This window comes from Allorhizobium paknamense, assembly GCF_030815125.1.
GTDB classification, from domain to species: Bacteria; Pseudomonadota; Alphaproteobacteria; order Rhizobiales; family Rhizobiaceae; genus Allorhizobium; species Allorhizobium paknamense.
Genome location: NZ_JAUSWH010000001.1, coordinates 272,676 through 287,854 on the forward strand (window position 1 = coordinate 272,676; position 15,179 = coordinate 287,854).

Annotated in this window: 18 protein-coding genes and 4 tRNA genes; 5 read left to right on the top strand and 17 right to left on the bottom strand. The window is 58.0% G+C overall.

What is annotated here, in order from left to right; all coding sequences use genetic code 11:
- Positions 1-181 precede the first annotated feature (181 nt).
- The 14 genes from rplL to QO005_RS01355 all read right to left on the bottom strand — a co-directional run bounded on the left by rplL (position 182) and on the right by QO005_RS01355 (position 8,107).
- The gene (rplL, locus tag QO005_RS01290) at positions 182-562 is read right to left on the bottom strand and encodes a 50S ribosomal protein L7/L12 (RefSeq protein WP_307156162.1); all 381 of its coding nucleotides are present in this window, start codon (positions 560-562) and stop codon (positions 182-184) included.
- A gap of 60 nt (positions 563-622) precedes the next feature.
- Complete coding sequence (gene rplJ, locus QO005_RS01295; protein ID WP_307156163.1) at positions 623-1,141, bottom strand: 50S ribosomal protein L10; 519 nt, start codon at positions 1,139-1,141, stop codon at positions 623-625.
- A gap of 331 nt (positions 1,142-1,472) precedes the next feature.
- The gene (rplA, locus tag QO005_RS01300) at positions 1,473-2,168 is read right to left on the bottom strand and encodes a 50S ribosomal protein L1 (protein ID WP_307156164.1); all 696 of its coding nucleotides are present in this window, start codon (positions 2,166-2,168) and stop codon (positions 1,473-1,475) included.
- Positions 2,169-2,170: 2 nt separating this feature from the next.
- The gene (gene rplK, locus QO005_RS01305; protein WP_307156165.1) at positions 2,171-2,602 is read right to left on the bottom strand and encodes a 50S ribosomal protein L11; all 432 of its coding nucleotides are present in this window, start codon (positions 2,600-2,602) and stop codon (positions 2,171-2,173) included.
- Between the two features lie 142 nt (positions 2,603-2,744).
- A complete protein-coding gene (nusG, locus tag QO005_RS01310) occupies positions 2,745-3,275 on the bottom strand; it encodes a transcription termination/antitermination protein NusG (RefSeq protein ID WP_307156166.1) in 531 nt (176 codons plus the stop codon).
- Between the two features lie 19 nt (positions 3,276-3,294).
- Positions 3,295-3,495 (bottom strand): preprotein translocase subunit SecE, encoded by a 201-nt coding sequence (gene secE, locus QO005_RS01315; protein WP_307156167.1) that lies wholly within the window; start codon positions 3,493-3,495, stop codon positions 3,295-3,297.
- 173 nt (positions 3,496-3,668) lie between these two features.
- Positions 3,669-3,744 (bottom strand) — tRNA-Trp (locus tag QO005_RS01320).
- Positions 3,745-3,890: 146 nt separating this feature from the next.
- Complete coding sequence (locus tag QO005_RS01325) at positions 3,891-4,571, bottom strand: hypothetical protein (RefSeq protein ID WP_307156168.1); 681 nt, start codon at positions 4,569-4,571, stop codon at positions 3,891-3,893.
- A gap of 116 nt (positions 4,572-4,687) precedes the next feature.
- Positions 4,688-5,563 carry a 3-deoxy-manno-octulosonate cytidylyltransferase gene (locus QO005_RS01330; protein WP_307156169.1) on the bottom strand — a complete coding sequence of 292 codons (876 nt, stop codon included), beginning with the start codon at positions 5,561-5,563 and terminating at the stop codon, positions 4,688-4,690.
- Between the two features lie 2 nt (positions 5,564-5,565).
- Complete coding sequence (locus QO005_RS01335) at positions 5,566-6,261, bottom strand: glycosyltransferase family protein (protein ID WP_307156170.1); 696 nt, start codon at positions 6,259-6,261, stop codon at positions 5,566-5,568.
- Positions 6,262-6,293: 32 nt separating this feature from the next.
- Entirely contained in the window at positions 6,294-6,542 is a 249-nt protein-coding gene (locus tag QO005_RS01340) for a hypothetical protein (protein ID WP_307156171.1), read from the bottom strand.
- 23 nt (positions 6,543-6,565) lie between these two features.
- On the bottom strand, positions 6,566-7,741 hold the full coding sequence (gene tuf / locus QO005_RS01345) for an elongation factor Tu (protein WP_307156172.1): 1,176 nt from the start codon (positions 7,739-7,741) through the stop codon (positions 6,566-6,568).
- Between the two features lie 184 nt (positions 7,742-7,925).
- Positions 7,926-7,999, bottom strand: a tRNA-Gly gene (locus QO005_RS01350).
- A gap of 23 nt (positions 8,000-8,022) precedes the next feature.
- Positions 8,023-8,107, bottom strand: a tRNA-Tyr gene (locus tag QO005_RS01355).
- Positions 8,108-8,306: 199 nt separating this feature from the next.
- On the opposite strand from QO005_RS01355, the gene rlmB reads away from it, so the two are divergent.
- The 3 genes from rlmB (at position 8,307) to QO005_RS01370 (ending at position 9,841) form a co-directional block, all read left to right on the top strand.
- Positions 8,307-9,179, top strand: coding sequence for a 23S rRNA (guanosine(2251)-2'-O)-methyltransferase RlmB (gene rlmB, locus QO005_RS01360; protein ID WP_307156173.1), 873 nt, complete (start codon positions 8,307-8,309; stop codon positions 9,177-9,179).
- A 75-nt stretch (positions 9,180-9,254) separates the two neighbouring features.
- Positions 9,255-9,449 carry a hypothetical protein gene (locus tag QO005_RS01365; protein ID WP_307156174.1) on the top strand — a complete coding sequence of 65 codons (195 nt, stop codon included), beginning with the start codon at positions 9,255-9,257 and terminating at the stop codon, positions 9,447-9,449.
- A gap of 245 nt (positions 9,450-9,694) precedes the next feature.
- Entirely contained in the window at positions 9,695-9,841 is a 147-nt protein-coding gene (locus QO005_RS01370; RefSeq protein WP_307156175.1) for a hypothetical protein, read from the top strand.
- 21 nt (positions 9,842-9,862) lie between these two features.
- Here QO005_RS01370 and QO005_RS01375 read toward each other — a convergent pair.
- Positions 9,863-9,938 (bottom strand) — tRNA-Thr (locus tag QO005_RS01375).
- A 204-nt stretch (positions 9,939-10,142) separates the two neighbouring features.
- Between QO005_RS01375 and QO005_RS01380 the strand changes: the two genes are divergently transcribed.
- On the top strand, positions 10,143-10,916 hold the full coding sequence (locus tag QO005_RS01380; RefSeq protein WP_307156176.1) for an NAD kinase: 774 nt from the start codon (positions 10,143-10,145) through the stop codon (positions 10,914-10,916).
- A 9-nt stretch (positions 10,917-10,925) separates the two neighbouring features.
- The gene (locus QO005_RS01385; RefSeq protein ID WP_307156177.1) at positions 10,926-11,429 is read left to right on the top strand and encodes a hypothetical protein; all 504 of its coding nucleotides are present in this window, start codon (positions 10,926-10,928) and stop codon (positions 11,427-11,429) included.
- 56 nt (positions 11,430-11,485) lie between these two features.
- On the opposite strand, the gene prfB is transcribed toward QO005_RS01385, so the two are convergent.
- Both prfB and QO005_RS01395 read right to left on the bottom strand, forming a co-directional pair.
- A protein-coding gene (gene prfB, locus QO005_RS01390) for a peptide chain release factor 2 (protein WP_307156178.1) occupies positions 11,486-12,614 on the bottom strand; the annotation gives its coding sequence in 2 pieces (ribosomal slippage) (positions 11,486-12,544 and positions 12,546-12,614; 1,128 coding nt in all).
- A 92-nt stretch (positions 12,615-12,706) separates the two neighbouring features.
- Positions 12,707-15,163, bottom strand: coding sequence for a penicillin-binding protein 1A (locus QO005_RS01395; protein ID WP_307156179.1), 2,457 nt, complete (start codon positions 15,161-15,163; stop codon positions 12,707-12,709).
- Positions 15,164-15,179 lie beyond the last annotated feature (16 nt).

Consider the following 15,179-nt stretch of genomic DNA (forward strand, 5'->3'; position numbering starts at 1 on the left):
CATGGATCGTCAATCTCGTTCCGAAATCCTTGTGCAGGCCGGATTGCCTTGCACGCCGATTCGCAACCATCCTCTTGAGAACCCATTACCCAAAAGCCGTTTTACCGGCTTTTGGGTAATAACTTCCAGAGAAATGCAGGTTGGGAGAGAGGAAACCCTCTCTCCCTTCCACACTTCAAGATTACTTGACGTCAACCTTGGCGCCAGCGTCCTCAAGCTTCTTCTTGAGGTCAGCGGCTTCAGCCTTGGAAACGCCTTCCTTGACCGGCTTCGGAGCGCCTTCAACCAGGTCCTTGGCTTCCTTGAGGCCAAGGCCGGTGATGCCGCGAACTTCCTTGATGACGTTGATCTTGTTGGCGCCAGCGTCAACGAGGATAACGTCAAACTCGGTCTTTTCTTCTTCAGCCGGAGCAGCTGCACCTGCACCGCCAGCAACGGCAGCAACAGCTACCGGAGCAGCAGCGGAAACGCCCCACTTTTCTTCGAGAAGCTTTGCAAGTTCAGCAGCTTCCAGAACGGTCAGGGAGGACAGGTCTTCTACGATCTTAGCGAGATCAGCCATTTTCTAGTTCCTTTTGTGTTCGGTTCGAACTGGTAAAATTTTCAACAGCGAAAAACCGCCTCAAGCGGCTTCGTCCTTCTTTGCGTAGGCCGCGAAAACGCGGGCAAGCTGACTTGCCGGGGCCTGAACGACGCCTGCAACCTTGGTTGCCGGAGCCTGAAGAAGGCCCAGCAGCTTGGCGCGCAGTTCGTCCAGAGAAGGCAGGGTCGCAAGCGACTTGACGCCTTCCGCGTTAAGCGTGGTCGAACCCATGGCACCGCCGAGGACAACGAGCTTGTCGTTGGTCTTGGCGAAATCCATGACGACCTTCGGAGCCGTGATCGGGTCGGCGCTGTATGCAATCAGCGTCTGGCCCTTGAAGAGATCGATCATCCCTTCCGACTCCGTGCCCTGAAGAGCGATCTTGGCCAGACGGTTCTTCGCGACTTTGACGGTGCCGCCAGCAGCGCGCATTTTCGAACGGAAGTCGTTCATCTGCGCAACGGTGACACCAGCATAGTGGGCCACGACAACCGAACCGGAAGCCTTGAAGACTTCGTTCAGCTCCGTGACGAATTCGCGTTTTTCCGCTCTTTCCACTGTCTGTCTCCAGTTGACAATCCCCTCAAGAGAGAATTGCCGGGTTTGCCTTTGCCGCGAGGGATCTCGATGAAGATCCCAAGCGACGCTTGAGGATCCTGTCCCCCGGCACTGGATGATCCAGGCACAAGGCTCGAAGGCTCGAACCGAACATCAAGACGTCTACAGACGTTTTAAAAACTCGGGTCTAACCCGTCTCATGCAGGCGAATATTAAGGCCGGAGCCACCCACAATCTCGGACAGGAATATCCGGCCTGAGGCCGGATATTTTCCCGGCCCCGAAGGACCGGAAAACTTTATGCGAGGACCGGATGTCTCCGGCCCCGGAAATCAGGCCGAAACGCTCGACGGATCAACCTTGACGCCAACGCCCATGGTCGAGGAAATCGCCACGCGCTTGACATAGTTGCCCTTGGCGCCAGCCGGCTTTGCCTTGATAACGGCGTCAGCGAAGGCCTTGATGTTTTCTTCAAGCGCCTTGGCGTCGAAGGAAGCCTTGCCGATACCGGCATGGATAATACCAGCCTTCTCGACGCGGAACTCGACAGCGCCGCCCTTGGAAGCCTTGATCGCGCCAGCCACGTCCATGGTGACGGTGCCGACCTTCGGGTTCGGCATCATGCCACGCGGGCCGAGGACCTTACCGAGACGACCGACGAGCGGCATCATGTCCGGGGTCGCGATGCAACGATCGAAGTCGATCTTGCCGCCCTGAACGATTTCCAGCAGATCTTCGGCGCCGACGATGTCTGCACCGGCAGCCTTGGCTTCGTCAGCCTTGGCGCCACGAGCGAAAACAGCAACGCGAACGTCACGGCCCGTACCGTTCGGCAGGTTGACAACGCCGCGGACCATCTGGTCTGCGTGACGCGGATCAACGCCGAGGTTCATGGCGATTTCGATGGTTTCATCGAACTTGGCGGTCGCACGCTCCTTGACGAGGGCGATGGCGTCCGTCAGGGCAACGAGCTTGGTGGGATCGATGCCTTCGCGGATCTTCTGCACACGCTTTGCAAGCTTAGCCATGATCAACCTACCACTTCCAGGCCCATGGAGCGGGCAGAGCCCTCAACCATTGCCATTGCGCCTTCAACGTCGGCAGCGTTCAGATCCTTCATCTTGGCTTCGGCGATTGCACGAACCTGAGCCTTGGTGATGGAACCAGCCTTGGCACCCTTGCCCGGAGTCTTGGAACCGGACTGGATCTTGGCTTCCTTCTTCAGCCAGTAGGTCACCGGCGGCTGCTTCATTGCGAAGGTGAAGGACTTGTCCTGGTAATAGGTGATGACGACCGGGATCGGCATACCCTTTTCCATTTCCTGCGTGGCGGCATTGAACGCCTTGCAGAATTCCATGATGTTAATGCCACGCTGACCAAGTGCGGGGCCAATCGGCGGGGACGGGTTAGCGGACCCTGCCTTGACCTGCAGCTTGAGCTGGCCTGCAACTTTCTTAGCCATTTCTCTCTGCCTTTCACTTTGGACCGGTTTCCCGATCCCCTATGCCAGCCTCGGCTGGCGGCTGCGGTTGCGTGGTACGTCTGGAAAGCCCGGCTTCAGGCCGCCATCCTCCCACGCGATCCGGGGCACTTGCCCCGAGCGATCAGACCTTTTCGACCTGACCGTATTCCAGTTCGACCGGCGTCGCGCGGCCAAAAATCGAAACCTCGACCTTGAGGCGCGAGCGCTCCTCATCGACATCCTGAACGATGCCATTGAAGGAGGCAAAAGGACCGTCGGATACGCGAACCTGCTCGCCGATCTCGAAGGAAACCGAGGACTTGGGCCGCTCGACACCTTCCTGAACCTGGCCGAGGATCCGATCAGCCTCGTGATCCGGGATCGGAACAGGCTTATTATCGGAACCGAGGAAACCGGTAACCTTCGGCGTATTCTTGATGAGGTGATAAGCCTCATCCGTCAGGTTCGCCCGCACCAGCACGTAGCCAGGGAAGAACTTGCGTTCGCTATCGACCTTACGACCGCGACGCACCTCGACAACCTTTTCGGTCGGCACGAGGATTTTCTCGAACAAGTGCTCAAGCCCTTTCTGGCGAGCCTTGTTCTCGATGTCTTCCGCGACCTTCTTCTCAAAATTTGAATAAGCGTGGACGATATACCAACGCGCCGCCATGTTCGTCTCCGCCCTTGATTTAGATGCTGGCATTCAGCACGAGGCTGAGAACCCAACCAATCAGCTGGTCTGCCGCAAAGAAAAACAGCGAGGCAAAGAAAACCATGGCAAGGACCATGGCCGTGGAGATCCCCGTCTCCCGGCGCGAAGGCCAGGTTACCTTGGATGTCTCAGCACGAACCTGCTGCAGAAACGCAAATGGATTGGTCTTCGATGCCATCTAATGCCCACGCATTTACGGCGCGTAAAGCTGAACAACCAGCCCCACGCACCGCGTGTCTGTTTTTCGCCTACATAAACGCCGTTTTGCCAACATACAAGTGAAAAAACAACGTTTCGTTCAAAAGCCACATATTCCCAAAGATATCCGAGGATATTCAAACCTTGAGGAAATGGCAGGGGCAGAGGGGCTCGAACCCCCGACCTGCGGTTTTGGAGACCGCCGCTCTACCAACTGAGCTATACCCCTTCGTATCCGGCATCATCTGCGCCTGACAGTGTCGTCGCGTTCACCGGTACGGCGCTCCTTTAAGAGACTGCCGAGCGATTGGCAAGCGTAATTTTTCATTTTCCCGCTTTCAGCAGAGGCTCACTGCCGCGACAGGCCGTCCTGCCCTACCAGTTCCGCCGGAAACTGGCGTTGAAGGCGGGCTGTGGCGTATCCGTGAGATTGATAATCGAAGCGGACAGCGAGGCGCCGGAGAAGATTTTCTTTTCGATTCCAATACTTCCGGTGCTGATCCAATCCAGCGAATCAAGGGAAGCTTCCGTAAAAACGGAGGTTCTGAAATCGGACAGGGAAAGATCGAACCGCTGGCTGGCTAAAAGCCCGGCCCCCTCCCCGCTGATCCTGTGCGCCTTCAGGACGCGACTCGATCCCAGATCAAGCGATGGCGTAACGATCCAGTTATGCGTCTGCTGCAGGAAAAGGCTTGTGGCCCCGGCATTCGGATCGAAATCAGCTGTAAGGTAGGTTGCCCCGACAGCCACCGGCCGTCCATCATCGAGACGAATCTTTCCCCAAAGCCGCATGGGCAGCGTGGACGAATCAACCGTGCCCGCTCGCGTGGCGATAATCGACGTATCCACGCCGATTTTCGGCTCATAAACCGTCTTCAACCGCACGCCGGTGGTGATCGCAACACCGGAGGTACCGTTTTTGCTGACCTGCCAGATCAGGGGTTTTTCTATCTCGGCCGCCTGCGCAAAGGAAAAATGGAAAAGGCAACAGGAGGCCACGACCGCCGAAGCGGTTGCAATACTACGAATCATGGCTGCTCTTGGGCTGTAAAACACGCCGCCCCAACCCAGCGCTGCGGGTCAGGACCTCTCGATCATATATCGAATAAACTATACAATTTGGGCGACAGGGCCAATCACATTTTTGCAATGCAGCGTAACAGGGCAGCCTATCACGCCGCAGGCTTGCTTTTCGCTTTTTTGGCGTTGAGCCGCTGCTTGCGGGTCTTCGGTTTCAGCTTTTTCGACAGTTGGTAGAACCAGCGCTGCAGCTTCGTCACGGAGATCAACTTGTCGATTTCCTGATTGGCACCTTCCAGCCGGCTTGCCAGCACATCAGCGGCGGAAAGCGCAACGGCGCCAGCATCGAGATCGGGAAAGCGCTTCAACAGCGCGGCGTAGTGATTCTCTTCCGCCGCACCTGGCGCAATCAGCCTGCCGGAATGGATGAAGAGCCGCAGCACGACCTGTTCATAGGTCCAGTCGTGCAAATGGAATATCTTCCATTTTTCGCTTCTTTTGGCTGAAAACCCTTCGAGAAGGATAGATTTTCCAGGCAACATCTCGCTCATCCACAATGCCAGCGCAAAGCCGCTGGTGGGGATATGATCGCCCGGATAGAAGCTGGAGAGATAGCTGCCGAGATCGAGATGCCCAACAGCCGCCTGTTCAAACCGGTCGGCGGGGCTGAACACTTCGCCCGGATGGGCGCGGATATTCATGATGCCGAGAAAATCGGAGCCAGGAAAATAGCGCAGGACGTCGGCGACTTCCTTGCGATAGACGATATTGGCGCCCACCGATCCGCTGCGGGCCACGAGCAGGGACGGACGGGCAAAGGGCTTATCCAGAACCTTGTAGACCTTGTTGAAAAACACGAACAGCGTGGTGGCGGGCAGTTCCCGCTCCAGCCGTGCGACATCGGCCTCGGCGCTGTTGGCCACGAGCACAATGTGGCTGAAAGGCTGAAACAGCGCCTGCCACCCGACAAAATCCGAGAGCCCTGCCGTCGAGGGCTGCAACGCGCCCGCCATCCCCTGCTCCGACATCTTCAACCCGTTCTTTGGGTTACGTGCAGCATGCGCTCGCGCGCGTCGAACCATTCCTGGGCGTAATCGTCATTCTTGTATTCTTCGAAATAGGGGCCGCCGTCGGTGAAATGCACGATTTTCGCCGTTTCGTCATAGTCATATTCATTGACGAGGTAGTTCCATTGCACTGGAAGGCCACCGATCAGGTCGTCGCTCTCCAGCCACTTGAACTGGTGCAGTTGCAGGCCGGTGGCCGTGTTGACGTAATCCTGTGTCAGCGCCGTGCATTTGGCATTGTTGAACAACATCACGCTGGACCAATTTTTCTTCTCATATTTGGTCTGCGTCTGGCCCAGGAACTTCGTCTCGATTTTCGGCTGGTAATCGTGCTTGACGCACATCACGGCATATTTGTCATCGCGCAGCGCCCACAACTCGGCTAGATCAGCCCGGGCCAGCATGTCGCAATCCATGAACATGCTCCAGCCCTGATAGCCGCTGAGATAGGGCACCAGAAAGCGCGAGAAGGAAAACTCGGTGGATTGCAGGGCATTGCGTTCACGGGTGAAAATGCCACCGAGATTGCTGAGCACAATCGGAGTGAACTCCACAGGCACGCTCGAATGTTCGAGAATGCTTTGAACCAGAACATGGTAGGCAACCACCTCCTTGGAATCAAAGCCGATATAAATCCGAAGCTTGTTGTCCACGATCATACTCCTGAAATCATCTGGAATGGCCGTCATCCTTAATGGATGACAGAGCCGAGCGACAGCCCCTTTTTCAGCCCTATGCCGTTCACACCATTCGGGAATTTCGGCGGAAGGAAGGCTTGCTCGGCTCCTTCGGTATCATTGCCGACCCGGAGATGCATTAACAAACAACAAATGCCTTGATCACAAGATTTGCCTAGGCGCAGGAAAACTTGAGCAACAGTCACATGTTCAAAACGAAAAAGCCCTGCCGTTGCCGGCAGGGCTTCTGTCTTTTCAGTCACCTCAGAAGAGGCAACCGTATGACTTATTCGATGATGGAGGCAACGATACCTGCACCAACGGTACGGCCGCCTTCGCGGATAGCGAAGCGCAGCTTTTCTTCCATCGCGATCGGAACGATCAGCTCAACGTCAACCGTGACGTTGTCGCCCGGCATAACCATTTCCGTGCCTTCCGGAAGCGTCACGATGCCCGTAACGTCCGTCGTGCGGAAGTAGAACTGCGGACGGTAGTTCGTGAAGAACGGCGTATGACGGCCGCCCTCTTCCTTCGTCAGGATGTAGGCTTCAGCCTTGAACTTCTTGTGCGGCTTGACCGAACCCGGCTTGCACAGGATCTGGCCACGCTCAACGCCGTCACGGTTCACACCGCGCAGCAGCGCACCGATGTTGTCGCCGGCCTGACCCTGGTCGAGCAGCTTGCGGAACATTTCAACGCCCGTGCAGGTCGTCTTCGTCGTGGCGCGAATGCCAACGATTTCGATTTCCTCACCAACCTTGATGATACCACGCTCAACGCGGCCCGTCACAACCGGACCACGGCCAGAGATCGAGAACACGTCTTCGATCGGCATCAGGAACGGCTGGTCGATCGGACGCTCAGGCGTCGGGATGTAGGCGTCAACCTGAGCCATCAGCTCGCGGATCGCGTCTTCACCGATCGTCTTGTTGGAATCTTCCAGAGCAGCAAGAGCAGAGCCCTTCACAACCGGAATGTCATCGCCCGGGAAGTCGTAGGACGACAGAAGCTCACGAACTTCAAGCTCGACGAGTTCCAGAAGCTCGGCGTCGTCAACCTGGTCAACCTTGTTCAGAAACACAACGATCGCCGGAACGCCAACCTGACGGGCCAGCAGGATGTGCTCGCGCGTCTGCGGCATCGGGCCGTCAGCAGCCGAGCAAACCAGGATCGCGCCGTCCATCTGCGCTGCACCCGTGATCATGTTCTTAACGTAGTCGGCGTGGCCGGGGCAGTCAACGTGAGCGTAGTGACGAGCAGCCGTCTCATACTCAACGTGCGCCGTCGAGATCGTGATACCACGAGCCTTCTCTTCCGGAGCAGCGTCGATCTGGTCATACGCCTTGAACTCGCCGAAGAACTTCGTGATTGCTGCCGTCAGAGACGTCTTGCCATGGTCAACGTGGCCGATCGTGCCAATGTTAACGTGCGGCTTGTTGCGCTCAAACTTACTCTTTGCCATTTGAACTCTTCCTATGATCGAAAAAAGTTGACCCGGCGAACCGGTTTAGCGCCGCCGTTTAAGGCTTTCGGGGGGATTGCGCAAGCTATAAATGCGCAAGAGGCCTGCGGCTGAAGCGGCAAAATGCCGAAAGCGCGCAAAATTGAGAGAAAACCTAAGGAAATCAGTGCAGAAGAAGATATCTTGGAGCGGGTAGCGGGAATCGAACCCGCGTATTCAGCTTGGAAGGCTGCTGCTCTACCATTGAGCTATACCCGCGGTGTTCGATCCGAATGTCGAAATGGTGGAGGGAGTTGGATTTGAACCAACGTAGGCTGAGCCAACGGATTTACAGTCCGTCCCCTTTAACCACTCGGGCATCCCTCCAGCTATTCGACCGGATCAAGCGACCAAGCTTACTCTGGAACCGAAGCGCCTCGCGTCGTGTTCCGTGGCGGCTATATGACCGGGCGAAACCCAGATGTCAACACGCCCTTTGTCGAAAATTTCGAAGTTTTTTCAGCCTGTGGGTAACCCCGCCTTTACCTGCCCTATGCACGCCGCGCGCATGCCGTTATAAAGCCGCATGACCAAGGATAAAGCCAAAGATCACTCCGCCCGCGACAGTCATTACGCGACGCTGCGCCGCCAGGTGCGCGACGCCAAGCGTGACCGCGGCGAGATACCGACACCCCCGCAAAAGCGGCGAAAATCCAATGCGGAATGGACACCGCCGAGCCTTCAGCCCGATCAGGTCTTTCTCTATGGCCTGCATACGGTGCGCGCGGCGCTGGACAATCCGGAACGCCAGATCATCAAGCTGTCCGCCACGCAAAATGCCCTGCAGCGGCTGGAGCTTGGAACGGATCAACCCGCCTTTCCGCTGGAGATCGTCAGTCCACAGGATATTGACCGCGTTCTTGGACCGGAGGCCATCCATCAGGGCGTGATGCTGGAAACACGCCCCCTGCCCGTGCGGCGGCTGGAAGCGCTGAAGGAAAGTCCGCTTCTCCTGGTTCTCGATCAGGTTACCGATCCGCATAATGTCGGCGCGATCATGCGCAGCGCGGTCGCCTTCGGTGCGGGTGCCGTGATTACCACCCAGCGTCATAGCCCGACAGAATCCGGTGTCCTCGCCAAATCGGCCTCCGGTGCGCTTGAGCTTATTCCCTACATCCAGATTACCAATCTGGCGGATGCGCTCGGCGAATTGCACAAGCTCGGCTTCTTCTCGATCGGGCTTGATTCGGAAGGACCACAGCCGCTGGAAGGTACCTTCAGCGGTGAAAAGATCGCTCTTGTCCTTGGCTCAGAAGGCAAGGGCCTGCGCCAGAAAACACGGGAAACCGCCAATGCTCTGGCACGGCTGGACATGCCGGGTGCGATCAAATCGCTCAATGTTTCGAATGCCGCCGCCATCGCGCTTTATGCGGCGCGGCAATTTCTGCTGAAGAGCTGATTTCACGGGAAGGCGGGCTGGAACCAAGCCCCCTTCCCCTTCGTTTCTCCTTTTCCACAGGAAAGGAGGAAGACCATGCCCACAACGATCCCGCCTTCGTCTCCGGAGGACACGCCGCGCGGGCCCCAGTCTACTCCGGGCATTCCGGACCGGACCCAGGATGGCAAGATCACTCCGCCGGTGAAAGACAAAGGCGATACGAAAAACCCCAACGATCCCGTGCCGAACCCGGCTCTCTTTCCCGCTGGCGATCCTGCGGGAATGGCTTGATCATGTAAAAAATGCCCCGGCAGAAAGCCCGCCCCGATGGCGGGCTTTCGTTTTTATGCGCGCGCCTAATTCAAGGGATGAACTTGAACCCGCCTGTAATTTGGATAGATTCACAACCTGCTGCATAATTTTCCCCTTAAATCGGAGAGATTTAAGGGGAAAATTATGCAGCGGATTTAAAGTGTTACAGCGTCCTTTGTGCGTTTGATAAAACGCACGGCGCTGTAATGGATCGGGGAGAGGTCATGAACGACAATATCATCCAGTTTCGCAAACCCAAACCGCCGAAAAAGCCGAGACCGGGCTTGAGGCGGGCGGCGCAGATCGGCGCAGCTGTCGCAGCCATTGCCGCCGTATGGGCCTATTATGCCTATCTTGCTCCGCAAATGTGAGCTTGTTTTCCTGGGAAAAAATGGTGCCCCCGGCAGGGTTCGAACCCGCGACCCCCTGATTACAAATCAGGTGCTCTACCAACTGAGCTACAAGGGCATGGCGCTTGCCTAGCAGATTTCTGACCGGTGTAAAGCAAAAATTGTCATATGGGCGGGACGGATTCCGCGCCTGCGAAAAGTCTTGGCGGCGCGCAGCGTTATCATGTACCTAAAGCAGGTCGCGTTTAATTGTCGTCAGTTAAACGATAACGCACATGCGACGAATTAAGAGCTAAAGCCGATTTCAACAGGTCCCTTCCGAATGGCGCGTTCTTTCAGTTCGCTTTGCTTTCTCGCCGCCGGCACCGCGGAGGCGCAGGCATCCCGCGACCAGATGATTCGCGTCTATGGCAACAGCCCGCGGGAAGAAGCCGATGTGCTGGTGGTGCTGGGCGGCGACGGCTTCATGCTGCAGGTGCTGCACGAAACCATGAACAGCGGCAAGCTGGTCTACGGCATGAACCGCGGCACGGTGGGATTTCTGATGAATGACTACCGTCTGGATGGCTTGCCCGAACGAATCGCCGCAGCCAGCGAGAATGATTTTCATCCGTTGAAAATGTCGACGGTGAGTGCCGACGGCGCGGAGACGACGGCCCTGGCCATCAACGAGGTGTCCTTGCTTCGTCAGTCCTATCAGGCGGCCAAGCTGCGCGTGCTGATCGACGGTCAGGAGCGGCTGGACGAATTGATTTGCGATGGGCTGCTCGTTGCCACACCGGTCGGCTCCACGGCCTATAATCTTTCTGCACATGGCCCCATCCTGCCGCTCGATTCGCCGCTTCTGGCGCTGACGCCTGTCTGCCCGTTTCGCCCTCGCCGGTGGCGTGGCGCGTTGCTGCCGGACCGCGTGACGGTGGATATCGAAATCATCGAATCGGAAAAGCGGCCAGTGAATGCGGTGGCGGATAATGTCGAGGTGAAATCGGTGGTCGCGGTCAAAGTCCAGCAGGCCGATGATGTCACGGCGCGTATTCTCTCCGATCCGGATCACTCCTGGTCGGAACGGATTCTCGCCGAACAATTTGCCAATTAGGGCGACGGGATGCGGATCACTCTCAGCGCCCTTCCCCTGCTTCTGGCTTTTTGCGCCTTGCCTGCTCTGGCCGAGGATGTTGCCCATCTGGCGCCGGACGTGACCTTTGCCATCAGCGGCGGCTATTGGGAAGATCCCGGCGTGGCCGCCAGCAATGGCATCATCAAGGTACCGGGCAATGTTGCCGCCCTTAAGGGAGCCCAGGCAAAACGCGGCTATTACCGGCTGGTTTCGCTCCGCCAGCCGGATCGGACGGCAAAGGTCTATCTGCAGCAGATGGAAGCGACCGAGGAAGGCCCCCGGCTGGCCGACAGCATAGAATTGCAGGAAATTACCGCCCTGCATGCCTTCATTACCGATCTCAGACCGGATGATTCCTCCGGCCTCAATCGCGGCCTCGGCTTCTCCGCCACCATCTTTCTGAAAACCGATGCCGAAGCGCTGGAGGCCGATTCCTGGACGGTGGTCGTCGATGATTTCGGCGAGATCAGCGTGGACCGCGAAAGCCACTAAGCCAAAAAAACGGCGGGACAAGCCCGCCGTCAATCTTCTGAAAGGAATGAGAACGATCAGTCGATATCCGCGACTGCATCTGCCTTGCCGCTGATTCGGTGAGCCAATGCGGCCTCCATGAAGGGGTTCAGCTCGCCATTCAGCACGTCATCAGGCGCGGTGCTTTCCACACCGGTGCGCAGATCCTTCACCAGCTGATAGGGCTGGAGAACATAGGAGCGGATCTGGTGGCCCCAGCCGATATCGGTCTTGGACGCCGCTTCGGCATTGGCAGCATCTTCGCGCTTTTTCAGTTCCTGCTCGTAGAGGCGGGCGCGCAGCATGTCCCACGCCTTGGCGCGGTTCTTGTGCTGCGAACGTTCCTGCTGGCAAGCCACGACGATGCCGGTCGGAATATGCGTGATACGCACCGCCGAGTCGGTGGTGTTGACGTGCTGGCCGCCCGCACCGGAGGAGCGGTAGGTATCGATGCGGCAATCGCTCTCGTTCACCTCGATATTGATCGTATCGTCGATCACCGGATAGACCCAGATCGAAGAGAAGGAGGTGTGACGGCGCGCATTGCTGTCATAGGGCGAGATGCGCACCAGACGATGCACCCCCGATTCGGTCTTCAGCCAGCCATAGGCATTGTGGCCCTTGACGTGGATCGTCGCCGACTTGATGCCAGCCTCTTCCCCGTCATGCACTTCCAGCACCTCGACCTTGAAGCCATTGCGCTCCGCCCAGCGGATATACATGCGCAACAGCATGTTGGCCCAGTCCTGGCTCTCCGTGCCACCTGCGCCGGAATGCACTTCCAGATAGGTGTCGTTGCCGTCAGCTTCGCCAGACAGCATGGCCTCCACCTGCAGGCGTGCGGATTCGGCGCGAAGGCTTTTCAGCGCCTCCTCGGCTTCCCGAACGATATCCTGATCGCCCTCTTCCTCGCCCATCTCGATCAGCTCGATGTTTTCCTTCATCTGCTGTTCGAGGCGTCTTACGCCATTGATGCTCTCATCAAGCTGCTGGCGCTCGCGCATCAGCTTCTGGGCTTCCTGGGCATCGTTCCAGAGGGAGGGATCCTCTGCCTTGTTATTCAACCAGTCCAGTCGTCTTACCGCCTGATCCCAGTCAAAGATGCCTCCTCAGCAGGCTTATGGCCTGCTTGATTTCATCAACCACATTCTCGATTTCGCTGCGCATTGTCCTGTCTCAGTTCTATGGATTGCGTGAGCCCGACATAGAGAGTGAGACGGTGGAAGTAAAGTCCGCAGTCTCGCTCTCTTCAGGACGGATCAGAAGAGACCCGGCGTGCCCGATTGCACAGCCTGATTGACCTGCGGCGAAGACCGCAGGATTTCTTCCGGAGCCACCTGATTGTCCATGCCGATCACGGACAGGCTGTCCGCCGGGCCTGTCCCTGGCTTGAAGGCCTCGACGATGGTATCGGGATCGCCCTCGACTGCGGCCATGCCGGTCTTGCGGTTTACGGCCATCATCTGCATGCCGTCCGGCACCTGGAACTTGGAGGGCGGCGTGCCCTTCAGGGCAGCCTGCATGAACTCGTTGAACACAGGTGCTGCCAGCGAGCCACCGGTCGCACCCCGGCCAAGGCCCGTGGGCGAGTCGTAGCCGATATAAAGACCTGCCACGAGTTCCGGCGTGAAACCGACGAACCAGGTATCCTTGGCATCATTGGTGGTGCCGGTCTTGCCGGCCACATCGCGGTCCAGCTTGACCTTGCCATAGGCCGTGCCGCGCTGGATGACCCCCTGCATCATCGAGGTGATCTGATAGGACGTCATCGGATCGAGAACCTGCAGACGGTTGTCGGCGATCACCGGCTCGTCCTGATTGTTCCAGGTCTCGGCATTGCAGCCCTCGCAGACCCGCTCCTCATGTTTGAAGATGGTCTTGCCATAACGGTCCTGAATACGGTCGATCAGCGTCGGCTTGATCTGCTTGCCGCCATTGGCAATCACCGCATAGGCGGAGACCATGCGCATGACCGTGGTTTCGCCGGAGCCCAGAGACATGGCGAGAACCGGGTTCATCTTGTCATAGATGCCGAAACGCTCGGCATATTCGGCAACAAGGTTCATGCCCATGTCATTGGCCAGACGCACCGTCATCAGGTTACGCGAATGCTCGATGCCGAAGCGCAGCGTCGCCGGTCCCACCGAACCGCCGCCGTCGTTCTGCGGCCGCCACACCTGTCCGCCGGAAACAAACTCGATCGGCGCATCCAGCACAACCGAAGCCGGGGTATAACCGCTATCGAGTGCGGCGGCATAGACAAAGGGCTTGAAGGAAGAGCCGGGCTGACGCATGGCCTGCGTGGCGCGGTTGAATTCCGATTGCGCATAGGAGAAGCCGCCCACCAGCGCCAGCACGCGGCCGGTATGCGGGTCCATGGCCACCAGGCCGCCCTGCACTTTCGGCGGCTGGCGCAAGCGGAAGCGTTTGGAATTTTCATCGCCCAGACGCTCGACGTAAACGACATCGCCGGTCTTCAGCACGCCGTCAGGCGATTTCGCCGTTTTGCGGTCGCCGCGCCCGGAGCGATAGGCCCATTCCATGTCGGCAGCGGCAATCGTCCCGGTCATCCGCTCAGGCACCACCTTGCCGGCGGCGTCCTTGTCGGGCTGCAGGCCGATCTGCACTTCCTTCGGCGAGACCGACAGCACCACCGCCAGTTCCCATTCCGGCACATCGCTCAGGGTCGGCACATCCGCCAGCGGCACACCCCAATCAGACCCCAGCTCAATCGACTTGACGGGGCCGCGATAGCCGCGCCGCTCGTCATAATTGATCAGGCCATCGATCAGCGCCTTGCGCGCCGCCACCTGCAGGCGCGGATCGAGCGAGGTTCGGATGGAAAGGCCACCTTCATAGAGAGACTTCTCGCCATATTTATCGATGACCTGACGGCGCACTTCCTCCGAGAAATATTCGGACGCAAAGACGCTGCCGCCACCCCGGCGGAGATTGACGCCGAGCGGCTCCTTTTTCGCCTCATCGCCATCGGCCTGGCTCACGAAGCCATTTTCCACCATCCGGTCGATCACCCAGTTGCGGCGCTCCAGGGCGGCCTGGGTATGGCGGTAGGGATGATAATTGGACGGGCCCTTGGGCAGAGACGCCAGATAGGCGGTCTCGGCGATGGTCAGTTCCGTGACCGGCTTGTTAAAATAGGTCAGCGCGGCGCTACCGATGCCATAGGCATTCAGACCGAAGAAGATTTCATTGAGGTAGAGCTCAAGGATCTTGTCCTTGGAATAGGCCTGTTCGATCCGGAAAGAGAGAATGGCTTCCTTGATCTTGCGGTCCATGGTCTGGTCGGCGGAGAGCAGGAAGTTCTTCGCCACCTGCTGGGTAATGGTCGATGCACCGACCGGACGGCGACCGGAACCGAAATTCTGCAGGTTGACGAGGATGGCGCGGCCAAGACCGTAAAGGTCGACACCGGGATGAGTGTAGAAATTCTTGTCTTCCGCCGACAGGAAAGCCGCCTTGACGCGGTCCGGGATCGCCTGGATCGGCAGGAAGAGGCGCCGCTCATGGGCATATTCGGCAATCAGCGCACCATTGCCGGCGTGGATGCGGGTGGTGACCGGCGGCGCGTAGCGGCTGAGAACCTCGTAATCGGGAAGATCCCGGGTGAGGTTTGCCAGGTAGAGGGCACCGACACCGGCAACGCAAAGGGCGATGACCGAAGCCAGTCCGAAGAGATATCCAATCAATCTTATCATTTTTCCGCTACCGGCA

Bases quoted from the DNA above. Each gene is read 5' to 3' on its own strand.
- rlmB (WP_307156173.1), top strand. From the start codon at position 8,307: ATGACCAAGGATAAAGCCAAAGATCACTCCGCCCGCGACAGTCATTAC.
- nusG (WP_307156166.1), bottom strand. From the start codon at position 3,275: ATGGCGGCGCGTTGGTATATCGTCCACGCTTATTCAAATTTTGAGAAG.
- tuf (WP_307156172.1), bottom strand. From the start codon at position 7,741: ATGGCAAAGAGTAAGTTTGAGCGCAACAAGCCGCACGTTAACATTGGC.
- QO005_RS01395 (WP_307156179.1), bottom strand. From the start codon at position 15,163: ATGATAAGATTGATTGGATATCTCTTCGGACTGGCTTCGGTCATCGCC.
- QO005_RS01365 (WP_307156174.1), top strand. From the start codon at position 9,255: ATGCCCACAACGATCCCGCCTTCGTCTCCGGAGGACACGCCGCGCGGG.
- QO005_RS01385 (WP_307156177.1), top strand. From the start codon at position 10,926: ATGCGGATCACTCTCAGCGCCCTTCCCCTGCTTCTGGCTTTTTGCGCC.
- secE (WP_307156167.1), bottom strand. From the start codon at position 3,495: ATGGCATCGAAGACCAATCCATTTGCGTTTCTGCAGCAGGTTCGTGCT.
- rplL (WP_307156162.1), bottom strand. From the start codon at position 562: ATGGCTGATCTCGCTAAGATCGTAGAAGACCTGTCCTCCCTGACCGTT.
- QO005_RS01330 (WP_307156169.1), bottom strand. From the start codon at position 5,563: ATGTCGGAGCAGGGGATGGCGGGCGCGTTGCAGCCCTCGACGGCAGGG.
- QO005_RS01380 (WP_307156176.1), top strand. From the start codon at position 10,143: ATGGCGCGTTCTTTCAGTTCGCTTTGCTTTCTCGCCGCCGGCACCGCG.
- rplK (WP_307156165.1), bottom strand. From the start codon at position 2,602: ATGGCTAAGAAAGTTGCAGGCCAGCTCAAGCTGCAGGTCAAGGCAGGG.
- QO005_RS01335 (WP_307156170.1), bottom strand. From the start codon at position 6,261: ATGATCGTGGACAACAAGCTTCGGATTTATATCGGCTTTGATTCCAAG.
- rplA (WP_307156164.1), bottom strand. From the start codon at position 2,168: ATGGCTAAGCTTGCAAAGCGTGTGCAGAAGATCCGCGAAGGCATCGAT.
- QO005_RS01370 (WP_307156175.1), top strand. From the start codon at position 9,695: ATGAACGACAATATCATCCAGTTTCGCAAACCCAAACCGCCGAAAAAG.